This is a genomic window from Chryseobacterium sp. YR221 (assembly GCF_900176315.1).
Taxonomy (GTDB): Bacteria; Bacteroidota; Bacteroidia; order Flavobacteriales; family Weeksellaceae; genus Chryseobacterium; species Chryseobacterium rhizosphaerae.
Window position 1 is genome coordinate 50,513 of the sequence record NZ_FWXM01000009.1, and the last position, 19,005, is coordinate 69,517.

Here is a 19,005-nt window from a genome sequence, read left to right on the forward strand (position 1 = left end):
ATAATAAAATTAGATCAAAACCAGGATAAAAAAATAAGTGCTGCAGAGAATTCTACAGCACTTACTTACAAAAATAATGTATATGAAAAAAAACTACTTTATTGTTCGGTAGGTCTGAAAACAAGACCTGTTTCTTCAAAGAAATCTAATGTGATTCTATCTCCGTCATTTACATTTCCGGCAAGGATCTCTTTAGATAGTTTATTCAGTACATCCTGTTGGATAACTCTTTTTAGAGGTCTTGCTCCGAAAGCAGGATCGTAACCTTTCTCCATCAGATAATCAACCGCATCCTGAGTGAATGTCATGATGATGTTACGTTTTGCCAGCATGTCATTGAATCCTCTCAGCTGATACTGAACGATTTTTCCGATCTCTTTTTTTCTTAGAGGCTGGAAGAGTACAATCTCATCAATTCTGTTCAGGAATTCCGGGCGTAAAGTTTGTTTCAGTAAATCAAAGACCTCGTCTTTCGTTTTATCTACAATTTCGTCCTGGTTTTCCTCTGTAATATTTTCAAAATTCTCCTGGATCAGATGTGAACCCAAATTGGAGGTCATAATGATAATAGAGTTTTTAAAATTCACTACACGGCCTTTATTATCTGTAAGACGTCCATCGTCCAAAACCTGTAACAGGGTATTGAAAACATCAGGATGTGCTTTTTCTATCTCATCCAGAAGCACTACAGAATAAGGTCTTCTTCTTACCGCTTCTGTCAGCTGTCCTCCTTCATCATAACCTACATATCCCGGAGGCGCTCCCACTAATCTTGAAACACTGTGACGTTCCTGATATTCACTCATATCAATTCTGGTCATGTTGTTTTCATCGTCGAATAAGAATTCTGCTAATGCTTTTGCCAGCTCAGTCTTACCAACACCTGTGGTTCCTAAGAATAAGAATGATCCGATAGGTTTTTTGTCATCGCTCAATCCTGCTCTGTTTCTTCTGATGGCATCCGCTACAGCCTGGATCGCTTCATCCTGACCTACAACTCTATGGTGAAGTTCAGCTTCAAGATTCAATAATTTAGCTCTTTCCGATTGTAATAGCTTGGTGACAGGGATTCCTGTCCATTTTCCAATGACTTCAGAAATGTTTTCAGCGGTGACTTCTTCTTTGATCAGCTCATTCTGATGATTCTGCATTTCAAGTTCCAGTTTTTCCAGCTGCTCTTCTTTTTCACGGAGTTTTCCATATTGTATTTCCGCTACTTTTGCATAGTCTCCAGTTCTGGACGCTCTTTCCGCTTCTAATTTTAAAGATTCAATCTCTTTTTTAACCTGAGTTAAATCCTCACTTTTCTGCTTCTCTTTCAGCCATTTGGCATTGATTTCATTTCTCTGTTCAGAAATTTTAGCAATATCCTCTTTCAAATGATTGATTTTGGTCTCATTGCCTTCTCTTGAGATGGCTGCCAATTCAATTTCCATCTGCATTAATTTTCTGTCCAGTACATCCAGTTCTTCCGGTTTGGAATTGATCTCCATTCTCAATTTAGCAGAAGCCTCATCTATAAGGTCGATTGCTTTATCCGGTAAGAATCTGTCTGAAATATATCTTTGAGACATTTCCACAGCAGCAATAATCGCTTCATCTTTGATTCTTACCTTGTGATGCGCCTCATATTTATCTTTAATACCCCTAAGAATGGAAATTGCAGATTCTGTATCCGGTTCTTCTACCATTACCTTCTGGAAACGTCTTTCCAACGCTTTATCCTTCTCAAAATATTTCTGATATTCATTTAAGGTAGTGGCTCCGATAGCTCTCAATTCTCCTCTTGCCAAAGCCGGTTTCAGGATATTGGCAGCATCCATTGCGCCTTCGCCACCTCCGGCACCTACCAATGTGTGGATCTCATCGATGAAAAGGATGATCTGTCCGTCAGATTTGCTGACTTCATTTACTACAGATTTTAAACGCTCTTCAAATTCACCTTTATATTTGGCTCCGGCGATCAATGCTCCCATGTCCAGTGAAAATAATGTTTTATCCATTAGATTTTCAGGGACATCACCACTGATAATTCTGTGAGCGATCCCTTCAGCAATGGCTGTTTTACCAACTCCCGGTTCACCGATAAGGATTGGGTTATTTTTTGTTCTTCTGGAAAGGATCTGTAAAACCCTTCTGATTTCTTCATCACGCCCGATCACCGGGTCCAGTTTTCCTTCAGCTGCTAATTCATTAAAGTTTTTAGCATATTTATTTAAGGACTGGTATGTTTCTTCCGAGCTGGCAGAAGTAGCTTTGCTCCCTTTTCTTAATTCTTTAATACCTCCTTCCAGCAATTTTTTGGTAACACCCATATCCTTCAACATTTTGGATACTTCCGAGCTCGTCTCTAAAAGAGAGAGCCATAAATGTTCAATGGTTACATATTCATCGTCCATTTTTTTGGCGATGTTGGGTGCGTCCAGCAATACTTTATTTGCAGATTGAGAAAGGTAAATGTTTCCTCCCTGTACTTTTGGAAGTTTTTCTAAATTTTCACGGTTACGCTCTCTTACCAGATTAGCATCTGCTTCAGATTTTTTTAGTAAGAAAGGTGATATATTTTCATCTACCTGAAAGATCCCTTCAAGTATATGTTGAGGTTCGATACTTTGATTGCCTAATTCCAGAGCAACTTGTTGAGCTGCCTGAATGGCTTCCTGTGATTTTACAGTATATTGGTTTAAGTTCATATTCTATGTATATTTTTGGTTGATTCGTTTAAAGTTAAGTTCTAAAAAACATCAAGAAACCAAATTTTAAGGCTTGGCTTCTTAATGCCATCAATTATTTAATCATTTATTCGATGACTGTATCACAAAAATCGTTCAATTATTAAATTTACAAAAAAATAGGACAAAATTTCCGAATTCGGCATTTTTAACGTAAAATTAACTTGACAAAATTTCCGATCCTTCATATTTTTCTTTGGAATGGTGAACAATACGTCATACCGGGAGTGGAATATCTTTAAAGATCGATGGGAAAATCTACTTATTTATCCGATGTCTGTGTTAAATTCCGGCGTATTATTTTGAGAATAACTACTTTTGCATTTTACCAGATGGAGCTTAAAGAAAAACAAAGAAGAATATTAAACGTAGCTGTAGAACTTTTCAAAGAGAAAGGATATATGGGCAGTTCAGTAAGAGATCTGGCTACAAAACTCAATATTAAGGCCGCATCACTGTATGCACATATCCGTTCAAAGGAAGAAATTTTGGAATGGATTTGCTTTGGCATTGCCCAAGAATTTTTCGATGAGCTTCAGGAAGTAAAAAATACAAATATTCCTCCTAAAGAAAAGCTTAACCTATTTCTGGATAAACATTTGTCGGTGGTCCTGGAGAACCGTGATGTGACCCATATTTATTCCAACGAATGGAGACATCTTGAAGAAAGACTTCCTGAGTTTGTGGAATTGAGAAGAAGCTATCAACAGGAAGTGGAGGAACTTATTTCTGAAATTTACCAGGCTGAAAACTGGGAGCTGAAATCTCCGTCTTTTACCACGAGATTTATTCTCCACACCCTCAACAATTCTTATTTCTGGTTCAAAAGAAACAGTGATTCTACCGATGCAATTATAGATGAAATCAGAGAGAAGATACTTTTTGGGCTATTAGGTAACCAGAAACAATAGTTGTCCTTTATTTACATATTTGATCAATGGATCTTTGTAACTCTACAGGAGTTTAGAGCTGGAAAAAATAGGAGATAAATTCCGTCTTTCTACTCGTCTCGCTCTGAATAGCAATATTTATTTTACTACTCCTTATTTTTTTTAAGCTTATAATGTTCTTCTCAATGGTCTATTTTGTCTTGGTAAAGCTTTAATATTCAAAACTTCTGTAATTTTTTGGTCTAAATAAAGGGAATCATTCGTGTGTTGTTATTTAGAATCATTCAAAATATGATAAAAATCATAAAAATTTTGTCAGCTAACAAAATCTTTTTAAATTTACACCTAACAAATGTTAGTTAGTTTTATGGGTTTTTCAGTTGAATATCTGGAGCTGGGTCAGTTGAGACAGCTTCAATCCGACCGGTTAACAGGGTTAATGGGTTATCTTGAGGAGAAGTCAGAATTTTATAAAAGAAAATTCGATGAATTAAAAATATCTCCGCAGGATATAAGGACAATAGAAGATATCACGAAACTTCCTATTACGTACAAACAGGACTTGAGAGATCATTATCCGTTTGGATTGTTTACGGTTCCTAAAAATGAACTGCAGAGAATCCACTGTTCAAGCGGAACTACAGGAAAACCTACTGTTGTGGGGTATACCAAAGAAGATGTAGATCTTTTCAGTGAGGTCGTAGCAAGATCTCTGTATGCTGCAGGTGCCAGACCAGGGATGCAGTTGCATAATGCATATGGGTATGGGATTTTCACAGGAGGGCTTGGCCTCCATTATGGGGCTGAGAAACTGGGAATGAGTGTTCTTCCCATTTCAGGAGGAATGACAGCCAGACAGGTAGATCTGATTATGGATTTTAAACCGGAAGTAATCTGTTGTTCACCATCTTATGCACTCACTATTGCTGATGAATTTGCCAACAGGGGAATATCAGCCGATGAAATCAGTCTTCAATATGCGGTGTTGGGTTCAGAGCCCTGGACAGAAATTATCAGAGGACATATTGAAGAGAGGTTAGGAGTTCATGCCACGAATATTTATGGGTTAAGTGAAATTATAGGTCCCGGAGTTTCAATGGAAGATTTTGAGGAAAAAGGAGGTTCTTATATTTGGGAAGATCATTTTTATCCTGAAATTTTAGATCCGGTGACCAAACAACCGGTTCCATTCGGTGAAGAAGGAGTATTGGTGATTACAACGTTAACGAAAAAAGCAATGCCTCTTTTACGCTACTGGACCAATGATATTACAAGTCTTTACTATGATGAAAATGCCAAAAGAACAATGGTGAAAATGAAACCAATTGTTGGCAGGGCAGATGATATGCTGATTGTAAGAGGGGTAAATGTTTATCCAAGCCAGATTGAAGATGCATTTTCATATGTAAAAGGAGTTGTTCCTAATTATTATCTGACCCCTATTGAAAAGGAACATATGTGCGTAGCACTGGATATTGATATAGAAATTGATGATGACTTTGTAAAAGATCAAAGATTAGAAACAAATACCGATGAATATTTTAAATTTGTCGGGACCTTTGGAAAAAATATAGAAAGCGAAATAAAAAAACGGGTAGGGATTACTACAAAAGTAAAAGTTCATACCCAGGACAGTTTGCCGAAGTGCGAAGGTGGAAAAATTAATAGAATACTAAAAAAATAATGAATTCATTTTATAAACTTAAAACAGTTAGAGTTCAGAAAGATACTCCGGAAGCCGTCAATGTGGCTGTGGAAATTCCTGAAGAACTGAAAGACAAGTTCAGATTCAAACAGGGACAGTACCTTAATTTCCGAATGGTGATCAACGGAAACGAAGAAAGACGTTCTTACTCTATCTGTAATGCTCCAAGTGAAAAAAGCAATACGCTGGAAGTTTTGGTGAAATTATTAGAAGGCGGAAAGGTATCAGGATATTTCAACGAACATCTTCATATGGATGAAATGCTGGAAGTAATGCCTCCGATGGGTGGTTTTAATACTTCTTATCATCCTACCAATGTGAAAACCTATGTAGGTCTTGCAGCGGGAAGCGGGATCACTCCTGTTTTATCCAATATTAAAGAAAGCCTTTATCAGGAACCTAACAGTAATGCCTATTTGTTTTACAGTAACAGAAGCATGAATCATGTTTTGAGAAAAGGGGAAATAGATAAATTAGTTGAGCATTTTAACGGAAGACTTAAGGTCGTTTACCTGGTAAGCCGTGAGAAGCATGAAGATCCCGTTTTTGAAGGACGAATTTCTGCCGAAAAACTAGATCAGTTATTTGAGAGATACACCGATATTGATGTAAAAGAATCCACTTATTTTATTTGTGGACCCTCAGAAATGATTAAAGGAATTGCCGATTACCTTAAAAAAGATAAAAAAGTACCTGCTATCCAGGTTTTATTTGAATACTTCACGGCTCCTGACGAAGAAAATACGGAGGAGATGAGTGACGAATTTAAGGCTATTGCCAATATTGAAAGTATGGTAACGGTCATTATCGATGATGATGAATATTCGTTCCACTTAAATTCTAAAAAAGAGAGTATCTTAGATAAAGCATTGAAAGACAATCTTCCAGTACCTTTTGCTTGCAAAGGAGGAGTTTGTTGTACGTGTAAGGCGGAAGTTTTAGAAGGAGAAGTTTTTATGGAGAAAAACTACGCGCTTACCGAAGATGAAGTAGCCCGAGGTTACGTTCTTACCTGTCAATGTCACCCGACAACGAATGTGGTGATGCTTAATTATGATGTTTAATTTTTTGTAAAGTGTAAAATGTATAATGTAAAAAGTAGATCGAAAATACATTGTACAGCTGACATTTTACTTTAGTACAAAAAACAAAAGAAATGGACTTAGAAAAATTTGTTCAATACGTTCACGACGAAAATAAAGTAGAACCCAAAGATGTAATGCCTGATGATTACAGAAAATTATTGGTTCGTCAGATTTCACAGCATGCCCATTCTGAGATTGTTGGAATGTTGCCGGAAGCCAACTGGATTTCCAGAGCCCCTTCATTAAGAAGGAAAATGGCTCTTTTGGCTAAAGTTCAGGATGAAGCAGGGCACGGTTTATACCTGTATTCTGCCACTGAAACATTAGGAAACGGAACAATCCGAGCGGATAGAGATGCTACTTACGAAGATATGTTGGAAGGGAAAGCGAAATACTCAAGTATTTTTAATTATCCGACGTTGAGCTGGGCAGATATCGGTGCCATCGGCTGGTTGGTAGATGGTGCAGCCATCATGAACCAGGTAATGCTGATGGGAAATTCTTATGGTCCCTATTCAAGAGCGATGGTGAAAATCTGTAAAGAAGAATCTTTCCACCAAAGACAAGGATATGAGATCCTGATGGCGCTTTGTCGTGGTACCAAACAACAGAAAGAAATGGCTCAGGCTTCGCTAAACCGTTTCTGGTGGCCGGCTTTAATGATGTTTGGACCGAATGATGACAGCTCACCCAACTCTAAAATCTCCATGAACTACAGAGTAAAGAGAGAAAGTAACGACAATCTTCGTCAGAGATTTATTGATGTTACCGTTTCTCAGGCTGAATTCTTAGGATTAACTATTCCTGATAAAGATCTGAAATGGAATGAGGAAAGACAACATTACGATTTCGGAGAGCTTCCCTGGGGTGAATTCATGGAAATCTTAAAAGGAAATGGCCCTTGCAACAGAAAGAGGCTGGATACCAAAGTAAAAGCTCAGCAGGAAAACCTTTGGGTAAAAGAAGCAGCGGCAGCTTTTGCAGAAAAACAGGAAAACAAAATATTATAATATAATGAGAGAATTTGAAGATGTGCTAATTGAAAAATTAATTAACGCATTAACGAATTTTCAAATTTTCAAATTTTTTATTTGACTATGGCAAATTTAGATATGTGGGAAGTGTTTATTCAGACTAAACCGGGATTATCTCACAAACACGTTGGAATAGTACAGGCACCAACAGCAGAAATGGCTTTGCAGAATGCAAGAGACGTTTATACAAGAAGAAAGGAAGGAACTTCTGTTTGGGTAGTTCCAAGCAAATATATTGTCACTTCTGAAGGGGTGGATAAGGAAGCCTTCTTCGATCCGGCTGACGACAAATTATACCGTCATCCGACTTTTTATGACATTCCTAATGATGTAAAGAATATGTAATTTTCTGTAAAATGTCAGCTGTAAAAAGTACATTGTACAACCGACATTTTACATTTTACAAAAAGAAAAAACAATGAACCCATTATATAATTATTTATTAAAACTGGCAGACGACAGTTTCATCATGGGGCAGAGGTTGTCTGCATGGTGTGGTGAAGGTCCTTATTTAGAGGAAGATATTGCATTGACAAATATTGCATTGGATGAACTAGGTCAGGCGAATAACTTTTATGTTTACGCTTCAAGAGTGATTGATAACGGTAAAAGTGAAGATGATCTGGCATTCTTAAGATATGAGCATGAATATCTAAATGCCCACTGGACTGAACTTCCTAATGAAGATTATGCTCAGACCATTCTTAAAGTTTACGTGTTCGCCGTATATCAAAAACTGATGTATGAGGCTCTGTCTCATTCTGCAGATGAAGAGCTTTCTGCAATTGCTCAGAAATCTTTGAAAGAAGTAAGGTATCATTATACCCACGCTGCTTCATGGATGAAAATTTTTGCTCAGGGAACCGAAGAAAGTAAAACCCGTTTAGAAAAAGCGATTGGAAATATCTGGGAATATTCAAAAGGATTATTTGCAAAAGTGGAAGGAGAGGATGATTTAGTTATTTTAAATATTGTTCCCAATGTTGATGTACTTTATGATGAATTTCTTTCCATTACACAAAAAGATTTTGCAGAATATGGTTTAGAATATCCTACGAATCCTTTCATGCAGCCAAAATCAAGAACAGGATATCATACGGAATACTTTGGATATATTCTTTGTGAACTTCAGTATATGCAGCGCGCGTATCCGGGATGTACGTGGTAGAAAACAATGAGGCAATTCTCAAAATTAATAATGAACGATTTATTAAACTTATTAAAAACAATCCCCGATCCGGAAATTCCGGTCATTGATATTGTGGAATTAGGAATTGTGAGGGAGGCCAGCATCACAGGCGAAAATACTTGTGAGGTGACCATCACACCTACTTATTCTGCTTGCCCTGCAATGTTTACCATTGAAGAGGATATCATTAAAATGATGAAGGAAAACGGCTGGGATGCGAAGGTGGTTACCAAAATGTTTCCAATATGGACAACAGACTGGATAACAGATGAAGCGAGAGAAAAACTCCGGGTTTACGGAATCACACCTCCTGAAAAAGGAGCAGATGAACATCATATCGGAAAGCCGAAAAAATGTCCGCGTTGTGGCTCCGAGCATACCAAACAGATCAGCAGATTCGGGTCTACCCTGTGTAAGGCTTCTTACCAGTGTTTAGACTGTCTGGAACCTTTTGATTATTTTAAATGTCATTAATTAATGATTCAATTTAGCAATCAATTAACCCATAAAAATGCTTTGTGCATCGTAGTTTATAAGGTGTGATCAGTTTTGTCAGAACTATTTTATTTGTTGCATTGTTAAACTGTTAGATTGTTACGTGATACTAGATTGTTAGATTAATTTATATTGTTAAATTAGAGCATTGTTAAATAATAAATAAAAAAACTATGTATACACAACTTGATATTGAAACGCATTTTGACGGGAAGCTTAAAATCGCCTATCTTAATCAACCTGAAACAATGAATGCCCTTACAAAACCTTCTTTATCGGATTTGAAAGATTTCATTAAAGAATGTAATGAAGATCATACTGTAAGATGTGTAGCGATCTCAGGTAGAGGAAGAGCGTTCTGCTCAGGTCAAAATTTAGATGATGCCTTTGTACAAGGTAATGAACACCATGATAACGACATCATCAGAAAAATTGTAGTAGATTACTATAATCCTTTGGTTACAGAAATTACACATTGCAAAAAACCGGTGGTAGCATTGGTAAATGGTCCTGCAGTAGGAGCCGGAGCAATGCTGGCCCTAATTTGTGACTTTGTGTTGGCTGTAGATAAATCATATTTTGCTCAGGCATTCTCCAATATCGGATTGATTCCTGATACAGGAGGAACTTATTTCTTACCGAAACTTTTAGGTAGACAATTGGCTAACTATTTAGCGTTCACCGGTAAAAAACTATCTGCTGAAGAATCTAAATCGTACGGTCTTGTTGCTGAGGTTTTCAATGAAGAAGAATTTGCTCCAAAATCCATGGAAATTCTTGAAAAAATGTCAAATATGCCAACAGCAGCACTTAAACTGACTAAAAAAGCTTTTGCACAGTCTTACAATAATACTTTGAAAGAACAATTGGAGTTAGAAGGAGATTTACAGCAGGAAGCTGCAGAAACAGAAGATTTCATTGAAGGAGTAAATGCCTTTTTACAGAAAAGAAAACCTAATTATAAAGGAAAATAAAGAATATGTACAATGTAGAAAGTAAAATGTACAACGTACGGTTAAATACTTTTTACATTGTACATTTTACATTGTACAAAAATGAAAAATATTGGAATTATTGGGGCAGGAACCATGGGCGTAGGAATAGCTCAGGTAGCTGCCACAGCAGGATGCAAAGTCGTTTTATTCGACGCTAATGCTCCGCAAATAGATAAAGCTCTTTCAGGCTTAGAAAATACACTTCAAAAACTGGTTGAAAAAGGTAAAATTTCTCAGGAAAAAGCCTCTGAAATCAGAAACAATATCATAAAAGGTGAAGTGCTTCAGGATTTAAAAGATTCAAACCTGGTTATTGAAGCAATTATTGAAAACAAAGAGATTAAAACCAAGGTTTTTACAGAGCTTGAAAACTATGTTTCAGAAGACTGTATCATCGGTTCCAATACTTCATCTATTTCCATCACTTCCCTTGGGGCAGAGCTCAAGAAACCGGAGCGTTTCATCGGAATTCACTTTTTCAATCCGGCTCCCTTGATGCCTTTAGTGGAAGTTATCCCTTCTCTATTAACAGAACAAACATTAGCGGAAAAAATATATAACCTCATGAAAGAGTGGGGCAAAACACCTGTTATTGCTAAAGATATTCCGGGGTTCATTGTGAACAGAATTGCCCGTCCCTATTATGGGGAAGGGTTAAGAATCGTTGAAGAAAATATAGCCACACCGGAACAGGTAGATGAGGCAATGAAAACATTGGGTAACTTCAAAATGGGACCTTTTGAACTCATGGATCTTATCGGTGTTGATGTTAATTTTTCAGTAACGACAACGGTTTACAAAGATTATTTCTATGATCCGAAATATAAGCCTTCTTTACTTCAGCAAAGAATGTCTGAAGCCAAACTCCATGGCCGAAAAACCGGAAAAGGGTTCTATGATTATACTGAGGGGGCGCAAAAACCGGTTGCGCAGAAAGATGAGGCATTGTATGAGCAGATCTTCTTAAGAATTATTTCAATGCTGATCAATGAGGCTGTTGAAGCAAAAAGATTAGGTGTTGCCAATGATGATGATCTTGAATTAGCTATGCAGAAAGGAGTTAATTATCCGAAAGGACTGTTAAGCTGGGGGAAAGAAATTGGATATGCAAAAGTTTCAGAAATCCTACAGAACCTTTACGAAGAATACCAGGAAGAAAGGTACAGACAGAGTCCTTTGCTTCGTAAAATATAAAGAAATACGGCAAAGTATCGGTTGTATCTAAAGAGACAACCGATACTTTGTTCAATTATGATAGTAATGAATTAATGAATATAGATGAATTCAGAGCCGAATTGGAAGTGAGGCTTTCAATCGAGAAAGACTATTTGATCCAGGAAGCTTCTTCTATTGAAGATCAGGAAAGGCTGGAATTATTGGGGAAGTTTAATGAGAAATATAAAGAGCTGATCAAAAGATTGGCCAATGAAAACGGAATTGATTTAAATGCTTCTTATCAAAATGAAAATTCATCAGATTCATCAAATCTCTCATATGAGCAAATAATTCTTGGTAGAACGATGAGTGTTTACGATAGATTATCTGACGAATTATATGAAGAAATAACAAACATACAGTAAAATGAATCCAAGACAGATAGCAGATTATATGTTCAATCAGGATTATTTTTCCCAGTGGATGAATATCAAAATGATTGAGGTAAAAGAAAATTATTGTTTAATAGAAATGCCCATTAAGAAAGATATGATCAATGGGCTTAAAACAGTTCATGGTGGGGTTACATTTGCTTTTGCTGATTCAGCGCTGGCATTTTCGTCCAATAATACGGGGGATGCTGCTGTAGCTTTGAATTGTATCATCAGTTTTACCAAAGCTGGAAAAGAAGGCGACATTTTCAGAGCCGAAAGTATCTTGGTAAACGATACCAGAAAAACAGCTGTTTATGATATTCAGATTACCAATCAAAATCAGGAGCTGATAGCAAAATTTGTAGGAACAGTTTACAAAATCGGAAAAAAAGTAACAGAATTATAAAGAATTTGAAAATTATCGAACACCTTTAATTTTACTTACCTGAAATTTTCAAATTCTCAAATTGACTCATTTTCAAATTAAAAATATGAACAACGTATACATCATAGACTATGTCAGAACTCCTATCTCAAAACTACAGGGAGGATTATCAGAAGTAAGAGCAGATGATTTGGCTGCTATTGTTATTAAAGAAGTCGTAGCAAGAAATCCTGAAGTTCCTGTGGAGGAAATTGAAGACGTTATTTTCGGATGTGCCAATCAGGCGGGAGAAGATAACAGAAATGTGGCAAGAATGGGACTTTTACTGGCAGGTCTTCCTTACAAAATTGGAGGGGAAACCGTTAACAGGCTATGTGCTTCAGGGATGTCTGCTGTAGCAAATGCATTCCGTTCCATTGCAGCAGGAGAGGGTGAAATCTATATTGCAGGAGGAGTAGAACATATGACACGTTCTCCATATGTAATGTCAAAGCCAAGTGCGGCTTTCGGAAGAGACAGCCAGATGTTTGATACTACTTTCGGATGGCGTTTCATCAATCCTAAAATGAAAGAATTATACGGGGTTGACGGAATGGGAGAAACTGCAGAAAATTTAGCAGATATGCATCAGATCAACAGAGAAGATCAGGATAAATTTGCTCTTTGGTCTCAGCAGAAAGCTACGAAAGCTCAGGAAAGCGGTAGACTGGCAGAAGAAATTGTAAAAGTTGAAATTCCTCAGAGAAAAGGTGATCCAATCGTTTTTGAAAAAGATGAATTCATTAAGCCTACATCATCCATGGAAGGGTTGGCAAAACTTCGTCCGGCTTTCAGGAAAGAAGGAACAGTAACGGCAGGAAACGCTTCAGGGATGAATGACGGGGCTGCTGCACTTATTTTGGCAAGCGAAGAAGCTGTTAAAAAATATGGATTAAAACCAAAAGCAAAAATATTGGGATCTTCTGTAGCAGGTGTTGAACCAAGAATTATGGGAATAGGACCGGTAGAAGCTACTCAGAAACTATTGAAAAGACTGAATCTTTCTTTGGAGGATATAGATATCATTGAACTGAATGAAGCATTTGCTGCACAAGCCCTGGCGGTGACAAGAAGTTTAGGATTACAAGATGATGATGCAAGGATAAACCCTAATGGTGGAGCAATCGCTATTGGACATCCACTGGGGGTTTCCGGAGCAAGAATTATTGGTTCTGCAGCGATGGAACTTCACAAACAAGATAAAAAATATGCGTTGTGTACCCTTTGTATTGGTGTTGGACAAGGCTATGCAATGATCATTGAAAAAGTATAATCAATTTGAAAATGGGATAATCTGAGAATGTGAAAATGTTTATTGGAAAATACTCCGGAAAGAGTAGCTGCTTTGTAGGACTTTAGATAGTATAGTCAAAAGACAAACATCGAAAAACAGAAACATTATTTAATTCATTTTCAAATTATCCCATTTTCAAATTTTCAAATTAATAAATATGAACATCTATTCATACCATGGTATCCGTCCCATTATAAAAGCTTCTGCTTATATCCATCCACAGGCGGTGATTATCGGGAATGTGGAAATCGGTGAAGAAGTATATATCGGTCCTAATGCGGTCATTCGTGGTGACTGGGGAAAAATTATCATTAAAGATGGGGCTAATGTACAGGAAAACTGTACCCTTCATGTTTTCCCAAATATAGAAACCATCTTAGAAGAATCTGCACATATCGGCCATGGCGCTATTGTTCATTCCGGACATATCGGAAAGAATTGTTTAATAGGGATGAATTCTGTGATCATGGATAAAGCTTATATTGGTGACGAAAGTATTGTCGGTGCTTTGGCTTTTGTGCCTGCCAATTTCAGATGTGAACCCAGAAAACTGATTGTCGGAAGCCCCGCAAAGATCATCCGTGATGTTTCTGATGAAATGATCCACTGGAAAACAGAAGGAACAAAGCTGTATCAGGAACTGGCAAGGGAGGGGAAAGAAGCCATTTTACCTTGTGAACCTTTTACAGAATATGTACAGCAAATCCCTACAAAAATTGTTGATTACAGCATTTGGGATGATGTGAAATAATAACTATTCGAAATTAAATATGATTAAAAAAGCTTTTATTATCTGCAGTATCCTGCTTGCTGCCAACTTTACGGTATCAGCACAGACTGCAACAGTAAAACCGCTTACTGTGGGAGAGGTAAGGACCATTAAGTCTAAAACTCTAAATGAAGAAAGAACTTTAAATATCTACCTGCCTCAAGGTTTTGATAAAACTAAATCCTACCCGGTGATCTATCTGCTGGATGGAAGTATGAATGAAGACTTTATCCACGTTTCAGGATTAGTACAGTTCTTTAATCAAATGTATTCCATGCCGGAAACAATTGTAATAGGAATTGCTAATATTGACAGAAAAAGAGATTTTACCTTTCATACGGATTTAAAAGATTTACAGAAAGATTATCCTACGACAGGACATTCTGATAAGTTTATTGCTTTCCTTGAAAAAGAACTAAAGCCCTATGTTGAAAGTCAGTTTAAAACGACGGACAAATATCTGTTCGGACAGTCATTAGGTGGACTTTTAGCAACAGAAATTCTTTTGAAGAAACCGGAAATGTTCAATAACTATTTTATCATTAGTCCAAGCTTATGGTGGGATGATGAAAGCCTTTTAAAACAGGCTCCACAACTACTTTCAAAATCTCCGGATACTAAAAAATTCGTTTATGTTTCTGTAGGAAAAGGAGAGCATCCGGTGATGATAAAAGATGCTGAAGCTTTCTATGATGTTTTGAAAAAAGCAGGAAAGAAAAACTGGACATTGGAATATAAAATGATGGAAACAGACAATCACGCAACTATTCTTCACAGAAGTTTATATGAAGGATTGGTGAAAATGTTTCCGTACCAGGAACCGAAGTAACAGATTGATTACAGGTTCAAACCTTATAGGTCTTTAAGACCTATAAGGTTTAGAAAGCTTTGTTAAAAATAATTTAAGTAAAAAGTAAAAAACTATATGGAAAAACTAAAAAACTATATCTACGGAGAATGGGTAGAAGGATCCGGAAACGGAGTCCCTTTATACAATGCCGTTACAGGAGAGCAGGTGGCTGTTTCCGATACGGAAGGGCTTAATTTTGAGCAGGCTCTTGATTATGGAAGAACAGTAGGATACAAAAACCTTTCTTCCATGACTTTCTATGATCGTGGGGAAATGCTGAAAAAAGTGGCACTGTATCTATTGGAGAGAAAGAAAAAATATTACGAATTATCATATAAAACAGGAGCTACCCATGTAGATTCATGGGTAGATATTGAAGGAGGTTTCGGTACTTTCTTTACCTATTCGGGATTGGCAAAAAGAATGCTTCCCAATACTCCATTTTGGGTAGACGGAGATACACAGAAAATTTCTGCAAACGGAACTTTCCTGGGAACTCATATTCTGACTCCAAGTGAAGGAGTTTCCGTACAGATCAATGCTTATAACTTTCCTGTTTGGGGAATGCTGGAGAAATTATCAACGTCATTATTGGCAGGTGTTCCTTCTATTGTAAAACCTTCTCCTTTTGGTTCTTATTTGACAAACGCTGTTTTTCAGGATATGATTGAAAGCGGAGTACTGCCTGAAGGAGCCATTCAGCTGGTATGTGGGGAACCGGGAAATATCCTGGATTATATTAAAGATGGCGATTCCGTATTGTTTACAGGCTCAGCTCATACAGGCCGAAAATTAAAATCCCTCCCTTCAATTGCCGGAAATGCAGTGCGTTTCAATATGGAGGCGGATTCTCTGAACTGTTCAATCCTTGGATTGGAAGCAAAACCAGGAACTCCTGAATTTGATTTATTTATCAAAGAAGTCCGTAATGAAATGACAACGAAAGCAGGACAGAAATGTACGGCGATCAGAAGAATTATTGTTCCTGAGCATTTGATGGGTGACGTTCAGAGTGCTTTGTCTAAAGCTTTGGATCAGACAAAAATAGGAAATCCTTTAAGCAGAGAAACCAAAATGGGTTCTTTGGTAGGAAGACAGCAATACGAAGAGGTAGTAAGAAAAGTAAATATTTTAAAAACAGAAACAGAGCTTGTGTATGACGGAAAGCATGAACTGGTAGATGCAGATTATGAAAAAGGTGCATTTATGAGTCCTAAACTATTCCTGAATGATAAGCCTTTCGAAAAAAATATCTCTCATGATGTAGAAGCTTTCGGGCCGGTATCTACGTTAATGCCATACAAAGATGCTGAAGAAGCAGCTGCATTGGCAAAGAGAGGAAAAGGAAGTTTAGTGGGATCCATCATTTCTCATGATGAGAATTTTATTGCGGAAACGTCATGGAAAATGGCTTCCCAGCATGGAAGAATCTTTGTCCTGAACAGGGATAATGCCAAAGAAAGCACAGGACACGGTTCACCACTTCCTACATTGATGCACGGGGGACCTGGTAGAGCGGGTGGAGGTGAGGAAATGGGAGGTCTGAGCGGTCTTCATTTCTTCTTACAGAAAACAGCAATTCAGGGATCTCCGGATGTATTGAAAGCAATTACCAAGATTTATCAACAAGGTGCAGAGAAGAAATTCTCGGACAAACATCCTTTCCAGAAATATTTTGAGGAAGTTGAGGTTGGTGATTCTTTAGAAACAGCAGGAAGGACCGTTACCGATGCAGATATCGTTAACTTCTCTAACGTTTCATGGGATCATTTCTATGCTCATACGGATGCAACAAGCTTAACGGGAACTATTTTTGATAAAACTGTTGCTCATGGATATTTTATCCTTTCAGCAGCTGCGGGATTGTTTGTATCCGGTAAAAAAGGTCCTGTGATTGCCAACTACGGATTAGAAGAATGCAGCTTCTTTAAACCTGTATATGCCGGTGATACCATTACCGTATATTTAACAGCAAAAGAAAAAATTAACAGGGGAGTAAAAGGCAGAAACATTCCTTCAGGTGTTGTTAAATGGCTGGTTGAGGTCGTAAACCAAAGAGATGAGATCGTATGTGTTGCTACAATTTTGACATTAGTAGCGAAACAATCTCCTTTCATCGATCTGAATGTGAAAAATGTTCAGAAAATATTAAATGGCTTAACCGAAACTACTCCATCCCAATGGGGGAAAATGTCTCCACAACAGATGATAGAACATCTCGAACAAGGAGTCTTAGTAAGCCTTGGAGAACCGGAGGCCGAAAAATGCTATACTCCGGAAGAGAATATTGAGAAATATCAGGATTCTCTTTACAATCACAGAGCAATGCCAAAAGAATTTATTGCTCCATTTTTACCACAGGATGGCTCACTTCCTGCACCAATACACAAGAATCTGGATGCAGCAAAACAGTCATTCATTGATAACCTGAAGCGATTTGTAATTTATTATAAAGAAAATCCACAGGCAGAGCACATGAACTTTGTATTCGGAAAACTGAACAAGGAAATGTGGGAACTGATGCATAAAAAACATTTTACCCATCATTTTGAACAGTTTGGATTAATTTAATTCAAAATATAAATTTATAGTCCCTTTAGGTTTTTACTTAAAGGGATTTTTTTAACCGTGTCAAGGTTCAAAACCTTGACACGGTTAAATTTAAAAGTTTTTTTTATCTTTCTAAGAGTAAATTAAAAACACAAAGATGGCAGATATCAGAACTACTTCAATTGAAGCAGACTGTTTTTACCATATTTATAATCGTGGTATTAACGGAGAACTTATTTTTAAATCAGATCGAAATTATTCATTCTTTTTAAATAAAGTAGTTGAATTTCTTACTCCTGTCTGTGATGTATATGCATATTGCCTTATGCCTAATCATTTTCATCTTTTAGTTAAGATTAAATCTGATCTTGAATTGAGTAGCCTTGTCAAGGTTCAAAACCTTGACAAGGCTACTCAAACAGGACTTCATTCTCCTCAGAATATTTTCTCAAAACAATTTGCCCGACTTTTCAATTCTTACTCCCAATCTTTTAATAAGGAATACAAAAGACATGGTGCTCTTATTGAATCTCCATTTAAAAGAAAATTGATTACTTCGGATAAATATTTAATTAATATGATAATTTATATTCATCAAAATCCGCAAAATCACTCTATCGCGCATCAGTTTTCAAAATATAATTTTTCCTCTTATCAATCCATTTTGAGTAAGTCACGCACTCTTTTAAAAAGGGATGAGGTTATTGAATTATTTGGTGGTGTAGAAAATTTTAAACTGTCTCATCTAAGAACAATTAACCTTAAAGATGAGTTTTAGTTTTTTATCCGTGTCAAAGTTTTAAATCTTTACACGGATAATACCTTATCTTTATATTACAATATCATTTATTGAAACAATATGGAATTACAATTTTTCAAAGACTTTGACTTTACAGGTTTCTGGGATCAGAGTACTTATTCACAAAGAGATTATATCGAAGATTTTCCAAAAGACGAAATAATTGCTTCAGTAGAAGAAGAACTTGGTTATAAACTTCCTGCTTCTTATATCGAATTGATGAAAATTCAGAATGGAGGCATGGTAGACAGATGTTGTTTTCCCACTACAGAGCCTAATTCCTGGGCTGATGATCATATCGCTCTTACCGGAATTATGGGAATTGGAAGAGAAAAGACCTATTCTGTATGTGGAGAATTGGGAAGTCGGTTTATGATGGAAGAATGGGGCTATCCTAATGATGGAGTTTATATCGGAGACTGCCCTTCGGCAGGACATGATATGATTCTTCTCGATTATACAAAGTGTGGAAAAACGGGGGAGCCGGAAGTTGTACACGTTGATCAGGAAGATGATTACAGAAAAACATTTCTTGCTAAAGACTTTGAGACCTTTATTAAAGGGCTGAAAGATGAAGATGATTTTGACAATTGATGAAATAAAGA

18 protein-coding genes are annotated in these 19,005 nt (G+C 36.9%); 17 read left to right on the forward strand and 1 reads right to left on the reverse strand.

Annotated features, from left to right (window positions below):
* Nucleotides 1-98: 98 nt before the first annotated feature.
* Nucleotides 99-2,693, reverse strand: a complete 2,595-nt coding sequence (clpB, locus tag B8967_RS21255; RefSeq protein ID WP_084087792.1) for an ATP-dependent chaperone ClpB — start codon at nucleotides 2,691-2,693, stop codon at nucleotides 99-101.
* A gap of 341 nt (nucleotides 2,694-3,034) precedes the next feature.
* Here clpB and B8967_RS21260 point away from each other — a divergent pair, with 341 nt between their 5' ends.
* From B8967_RS21260 to B8967_RS21340, 17 genes are all read left to right on the forward strand, one after another.
* Complete coding sequence (locus B8967_RS21260) at nucleotides 3,035-3,643, forward strand: TetR/AcrR family transcriptional regulator (RefSeq protein WP_228406277.1); 609 nt, start codon at nucleotides 3,035-3,037, stop codon at nucleotides 3,641-3,643.
* Nucleotides 3,644-3,989: 346 nt separating this feature from the next.
* Nucleotides 3,990-5,306, forward strand: coding sequence for a phenylacetate--CoA ligase family protein (locus B8967_RS21265; RefSeq protein ID WP_084087793.1), 1,317 nt, complete (start codon nucleotides 3,990-3,992; stop codon nucleotides 5,304-5,306).
* Nucleotides 5,306-6,391 (forward strand): 2Fe-2S iron-sulfur cluster-binding protein, encoded by a 1,086-nt coding sequence (locus B8967_RS21270; RefSeq protein ID WP_047496800.1) that lies wholly within the window; start codon nucleotides 5,306-5,308, stop codon nucleotides 6,389-6,391. Before B8967_RS21265 ends, B8967_RS21270 begins: the two co-directional genes overlap by 1 nt.
* A 92-nt stretch (nucleotides 6,392-6,483) precedes the next feature.
* Nucleotides 6,484-7,422 carry a 1,2-phenylacetyl-CoA epoxidase subunit PaaA gene (gene paaA, locus B8967_RS21275; protein ID WP_084087794.1) on the forward strand — a complete coding sequence of 313 codons (939 nt, stop codon included), beginning with the start codon at nucleotides 6,484-6,486 and terminating at the stop codon, nucleotides 7,420-7,422.
* A gap of 87 nt (nucleotides 7,423-7,509) precedes the next feature.
* On the forward strand, nucleotides 7,510-7,791 hold the full coding sequence (gene paaB / locus B8967_RS21280) for a 1,2-phenylacetyl-CoA epoxidase subunit PaaB (RefSeq protein WP_039364405.1): 282 nt from the start codon (nucleotides 7,510-7,512) through the stop codon (nucleotides 7,789-7,791).
* Nucleotides 7,792-7,864: 73 nt separating this feature from the next.
* Complete coding sequence (gene paaC, locus B8967_RS21285) at nucleotides 7,865-8,614, forward strand: 1,2-phenylacetyl-CoA epoxidase subunit PaaC (protein ID WP_047496794.1); 750 nt, start codon at nucleotides 7,865-7,867, stop codon at nucleotides 8,612-8,614.
* 30 nt (nucleotides 8,615-8,644) lie between these two features.
* Nucleotides 8,645-9,109, forward strand: coding sequence for a 1,2-phenylacetyl-CoA epoxidase subunit PaaD (gene paaD / locus B8967_RS21290; protein ID WP_047496790.1), 465 nt, complete (start codon nucleotides 8,645-8,647; stop codon nucleotides 9,107-9,109).
* A gap of 194 nt (nucleotides 9,110-9,303) precedes the next feature.
* A complete protein-coding gene (locus tag B8967_RS21295; RefSeq protein ID WP_084087795.1) occupies nucleotides 9,304-10,104 on the forward strand; it encodes an enoyl-CoA hydratase/isomerase family protein in 801 nt (266 codons plus the stop codon).
* 81 nt (nucleotides 10,105-10,185) lie between these two features.
* The gene (locus B8967_RS21300; protein ID WP_084087796.1) at nucleotides 10,186-11,319 is read left to right on the forward strand and encodes a 3-hydroxyacyl-CoA dehydrogenase NAD-binding domain-containing protein; all 1,134 of its coding nucleotides are present in this window, start codon (nucleotides 10,186-10,188) and stop codon (nucleotides 11,317-11,319) included.
* Between the two features lie 74 nt (nucleotides 11,320-11,393).
* A complete protein-coding gene (locus tag B8967_RS21305) occupies nucleotides 11,394-11,705 on the forward strand; it encodes a hypothetical protein (RefSeq protein WP_084087797.1) in 312 nt (103 codons plus the stop codon).
* 1 nt (nucleotide 11,706) lies between these two features.
* Nucleotides 11,707-12,120, forward strand: coding sequence for a PaaI family thioesterase (locus B8967_RS21310; protein WP_084087798.1), 414 nt, complete (start codon nucleotides 11,707-11,709; stop codon nucleotides 12,118-12,120).
* An 85-nt stretch (nucleotides 12,121-12,205) separates the two neighbouring features.
* On the forward strand, nucleotides 12,206-13,411 hold the full coding sequence (gene pcaF, locus B8967_RS21315) for a 3-oxoadipyl-CoA thiolase (protein WP_084087799.1): 1,206 nt from the start codon (nucleotides 12,206-12,208) through the stop codon (nucleotides 13,409-13,411).
* A gap of 178 nt (nucleotides 13,412-13,589) precedes the next feature.
* Nucleotides 13,590-14,183, forward strand: coding sequence for an acyltransferase (locus B8967_RS21320; RefSeq protein WP_047496769.1), 594 nt, complete (start codon nucleotides 13,590-13,592; stop codon nucleotides 14,181-14,183).
* Between the two features lie 19 nt (nucleotides 14,184-14,202).
* Nucleotides 14,203-15,030, forward strand: a complete 828-nt coding sequence (locus B8967_RS21325) for an alpha/beta hydrolase (protein WP_084087800.1) — start codon at nucleotides 14,203-14,205, stop codon at nucleotides 15,028-15,030.
* 96 nt (nucleotides 15,031-15,126) lie between these two features.
* On the forward strand, nucleotides 15,127-17,622 hold the full coding sequence (gene paaZ / locus B8967_RS21330) for a phenylacetic acid degradation bifunctional protein PaaZ (RefSeq protein WP_084087801.1): 2,496 nt from the start codon (nucleotides 15,127-15,129) through the stop codon (nucleotides 17,620-17,622).
* 136 nt (nucleotides 17,623-17,758) lie between these two features.
* Complete coding sequence (locus B8967_RS21335) at nucleotides 17,759-18,379, forward strand: transposase (protein WP_084087802.1); 621 nt, start codon at nucleotides 17,759-17,761, stop codon at nucleotides 18,377-18,379.
* 81 nt (nucleotides 18,380-18,460) lie between these two features.
* Nucleotides 18,461-18,994, forward strand: a complete 534-nt coding sequence (locus tag B8967_RS21340; protein ID WP_084087803.1) for an SMI1/KNR4 family protein — start codon at nucleotides 18,461-18,463, stop codon at nucleotides 18,992-18,994.
* The last annotated feature ends 11 nt before the right edge of the window (nucleotides 18,995-19,005 follow it).

Excerpts from the sequence above, each read along its gene's own strand:
- B8967_RS21335 (WP_084087802.1), top strand. The coding sequence starts at position 17,759 with ATGGCAGATATCAGAACTACTTCAATTGAAGCAGACTGTTTTTACCAT.
- B8967_RS21265 (WP_084087793.1), top strand. The coding sequence starts at position 3,990 with ATGGGTTTTTCAGTTGAATATCTGGAGCTGGGTCAGTTGAGACAGCTT.
- B8967_RS21300 (WP_084087796.1), top strand. The coding sequence starts at position 10,186 with ATGAAAAATATTGGAATTATTGGGGCAGGAACCATGGGCGTAGGAATA.
- paaB (WP_039364405.1), top strand. The coding sequence starts at position 7,510 with ATGGCAAATTTAGATATGTGGGAAGTGTTTATTCAGACTAAACCGGGA.
- paaA (WP_084087794.1), top strand. The coding sequence starts at position 6,484 with ATGGACTTAGAAAAATTTGTTCAATACGTTCACGACGAAAATAAAGTA.
- B8967_RS21295 (WP_084087795.1), top strand. The coding sequence starts at position 9,304 with ATGTATACACAACTTGATATTGAAACGCATTTTGACGGGAAGCTTAAA.
- paaD (WP_047496790.1), top strand. The coding sequence starts at position 8,645 with ATGAACGATTTATTAAACTTATTAAAAACAATCCCCGATCCGGAAATT.
- clpB (WP_084087792.1), bottom strand. The coding sequence starts at position 2,693 with ATGAACTTAAACCAATATACTGTAAAATCACAGGAAGCCATTCAGGCA.
- paaZ (WP_084087801.1), top strand. The coding sequence starts at position 15,127 with ATGGAAAAACTAAAAAACTATATCTACGGAGAATGGGTAGAAGGATCC.
- B8967_RS21305 (WP_084087797.1), top strand. The coding sequence starts at position 11,394 with ATGAATATAGATGAATTCAGAGCCGAATTGGAAGTGAGGCTTTCAATC.
- B8967_RS21310 (WP_084087798.1), top strand. The coding sequence starts at position 11,707 with ATGAATCCAAGACAGATAGCAGATTATATGTTCAATCAGGATTATTTT.
- B8967_RS21340 (WP_084087803.1), top strand. The coding sequence starts at position 18,461 with ATGGAATTACAATTTTTCAAAGACTTTGACTTTACAGGTTTCTGGGAT.
- B8967_RS21270 (WP_047496800.1), top strand. The coding sequence starts at position 5,306 with ATGAATTCATTTTATAAACTTAAAACAGTTAGAGTTCAGAAAGATACT.
- B8967_RS21320 (WP_047496769.1), top strand. The coding sequence starts at position 13,590 with ATGAACATCTATTCATACCATGGTATCCGTCCCATTATAAAAGCTTCT.
- paaC (WP_047496794.1), top strand. The coding sequence starts at position 7,865 with ATGAACCCATTATATAATTATTTATTAAAACTGGCAGACGACAGTTTC.
- B8967_RS21325 (WP_084087800.1), top strand. The coding sequence starts at position 14,203 with ATGATTAAAAAAGCTTTTATTATCTGCAGTATCCTGCTTGCTGCCAAC.
- pcaF (WP_084087799.1), top strand. The coding sequence starts at position 12,206 with ATGAACAACGTATACATCATAGACTATGTCAGAACTCCTATCTCAAAA.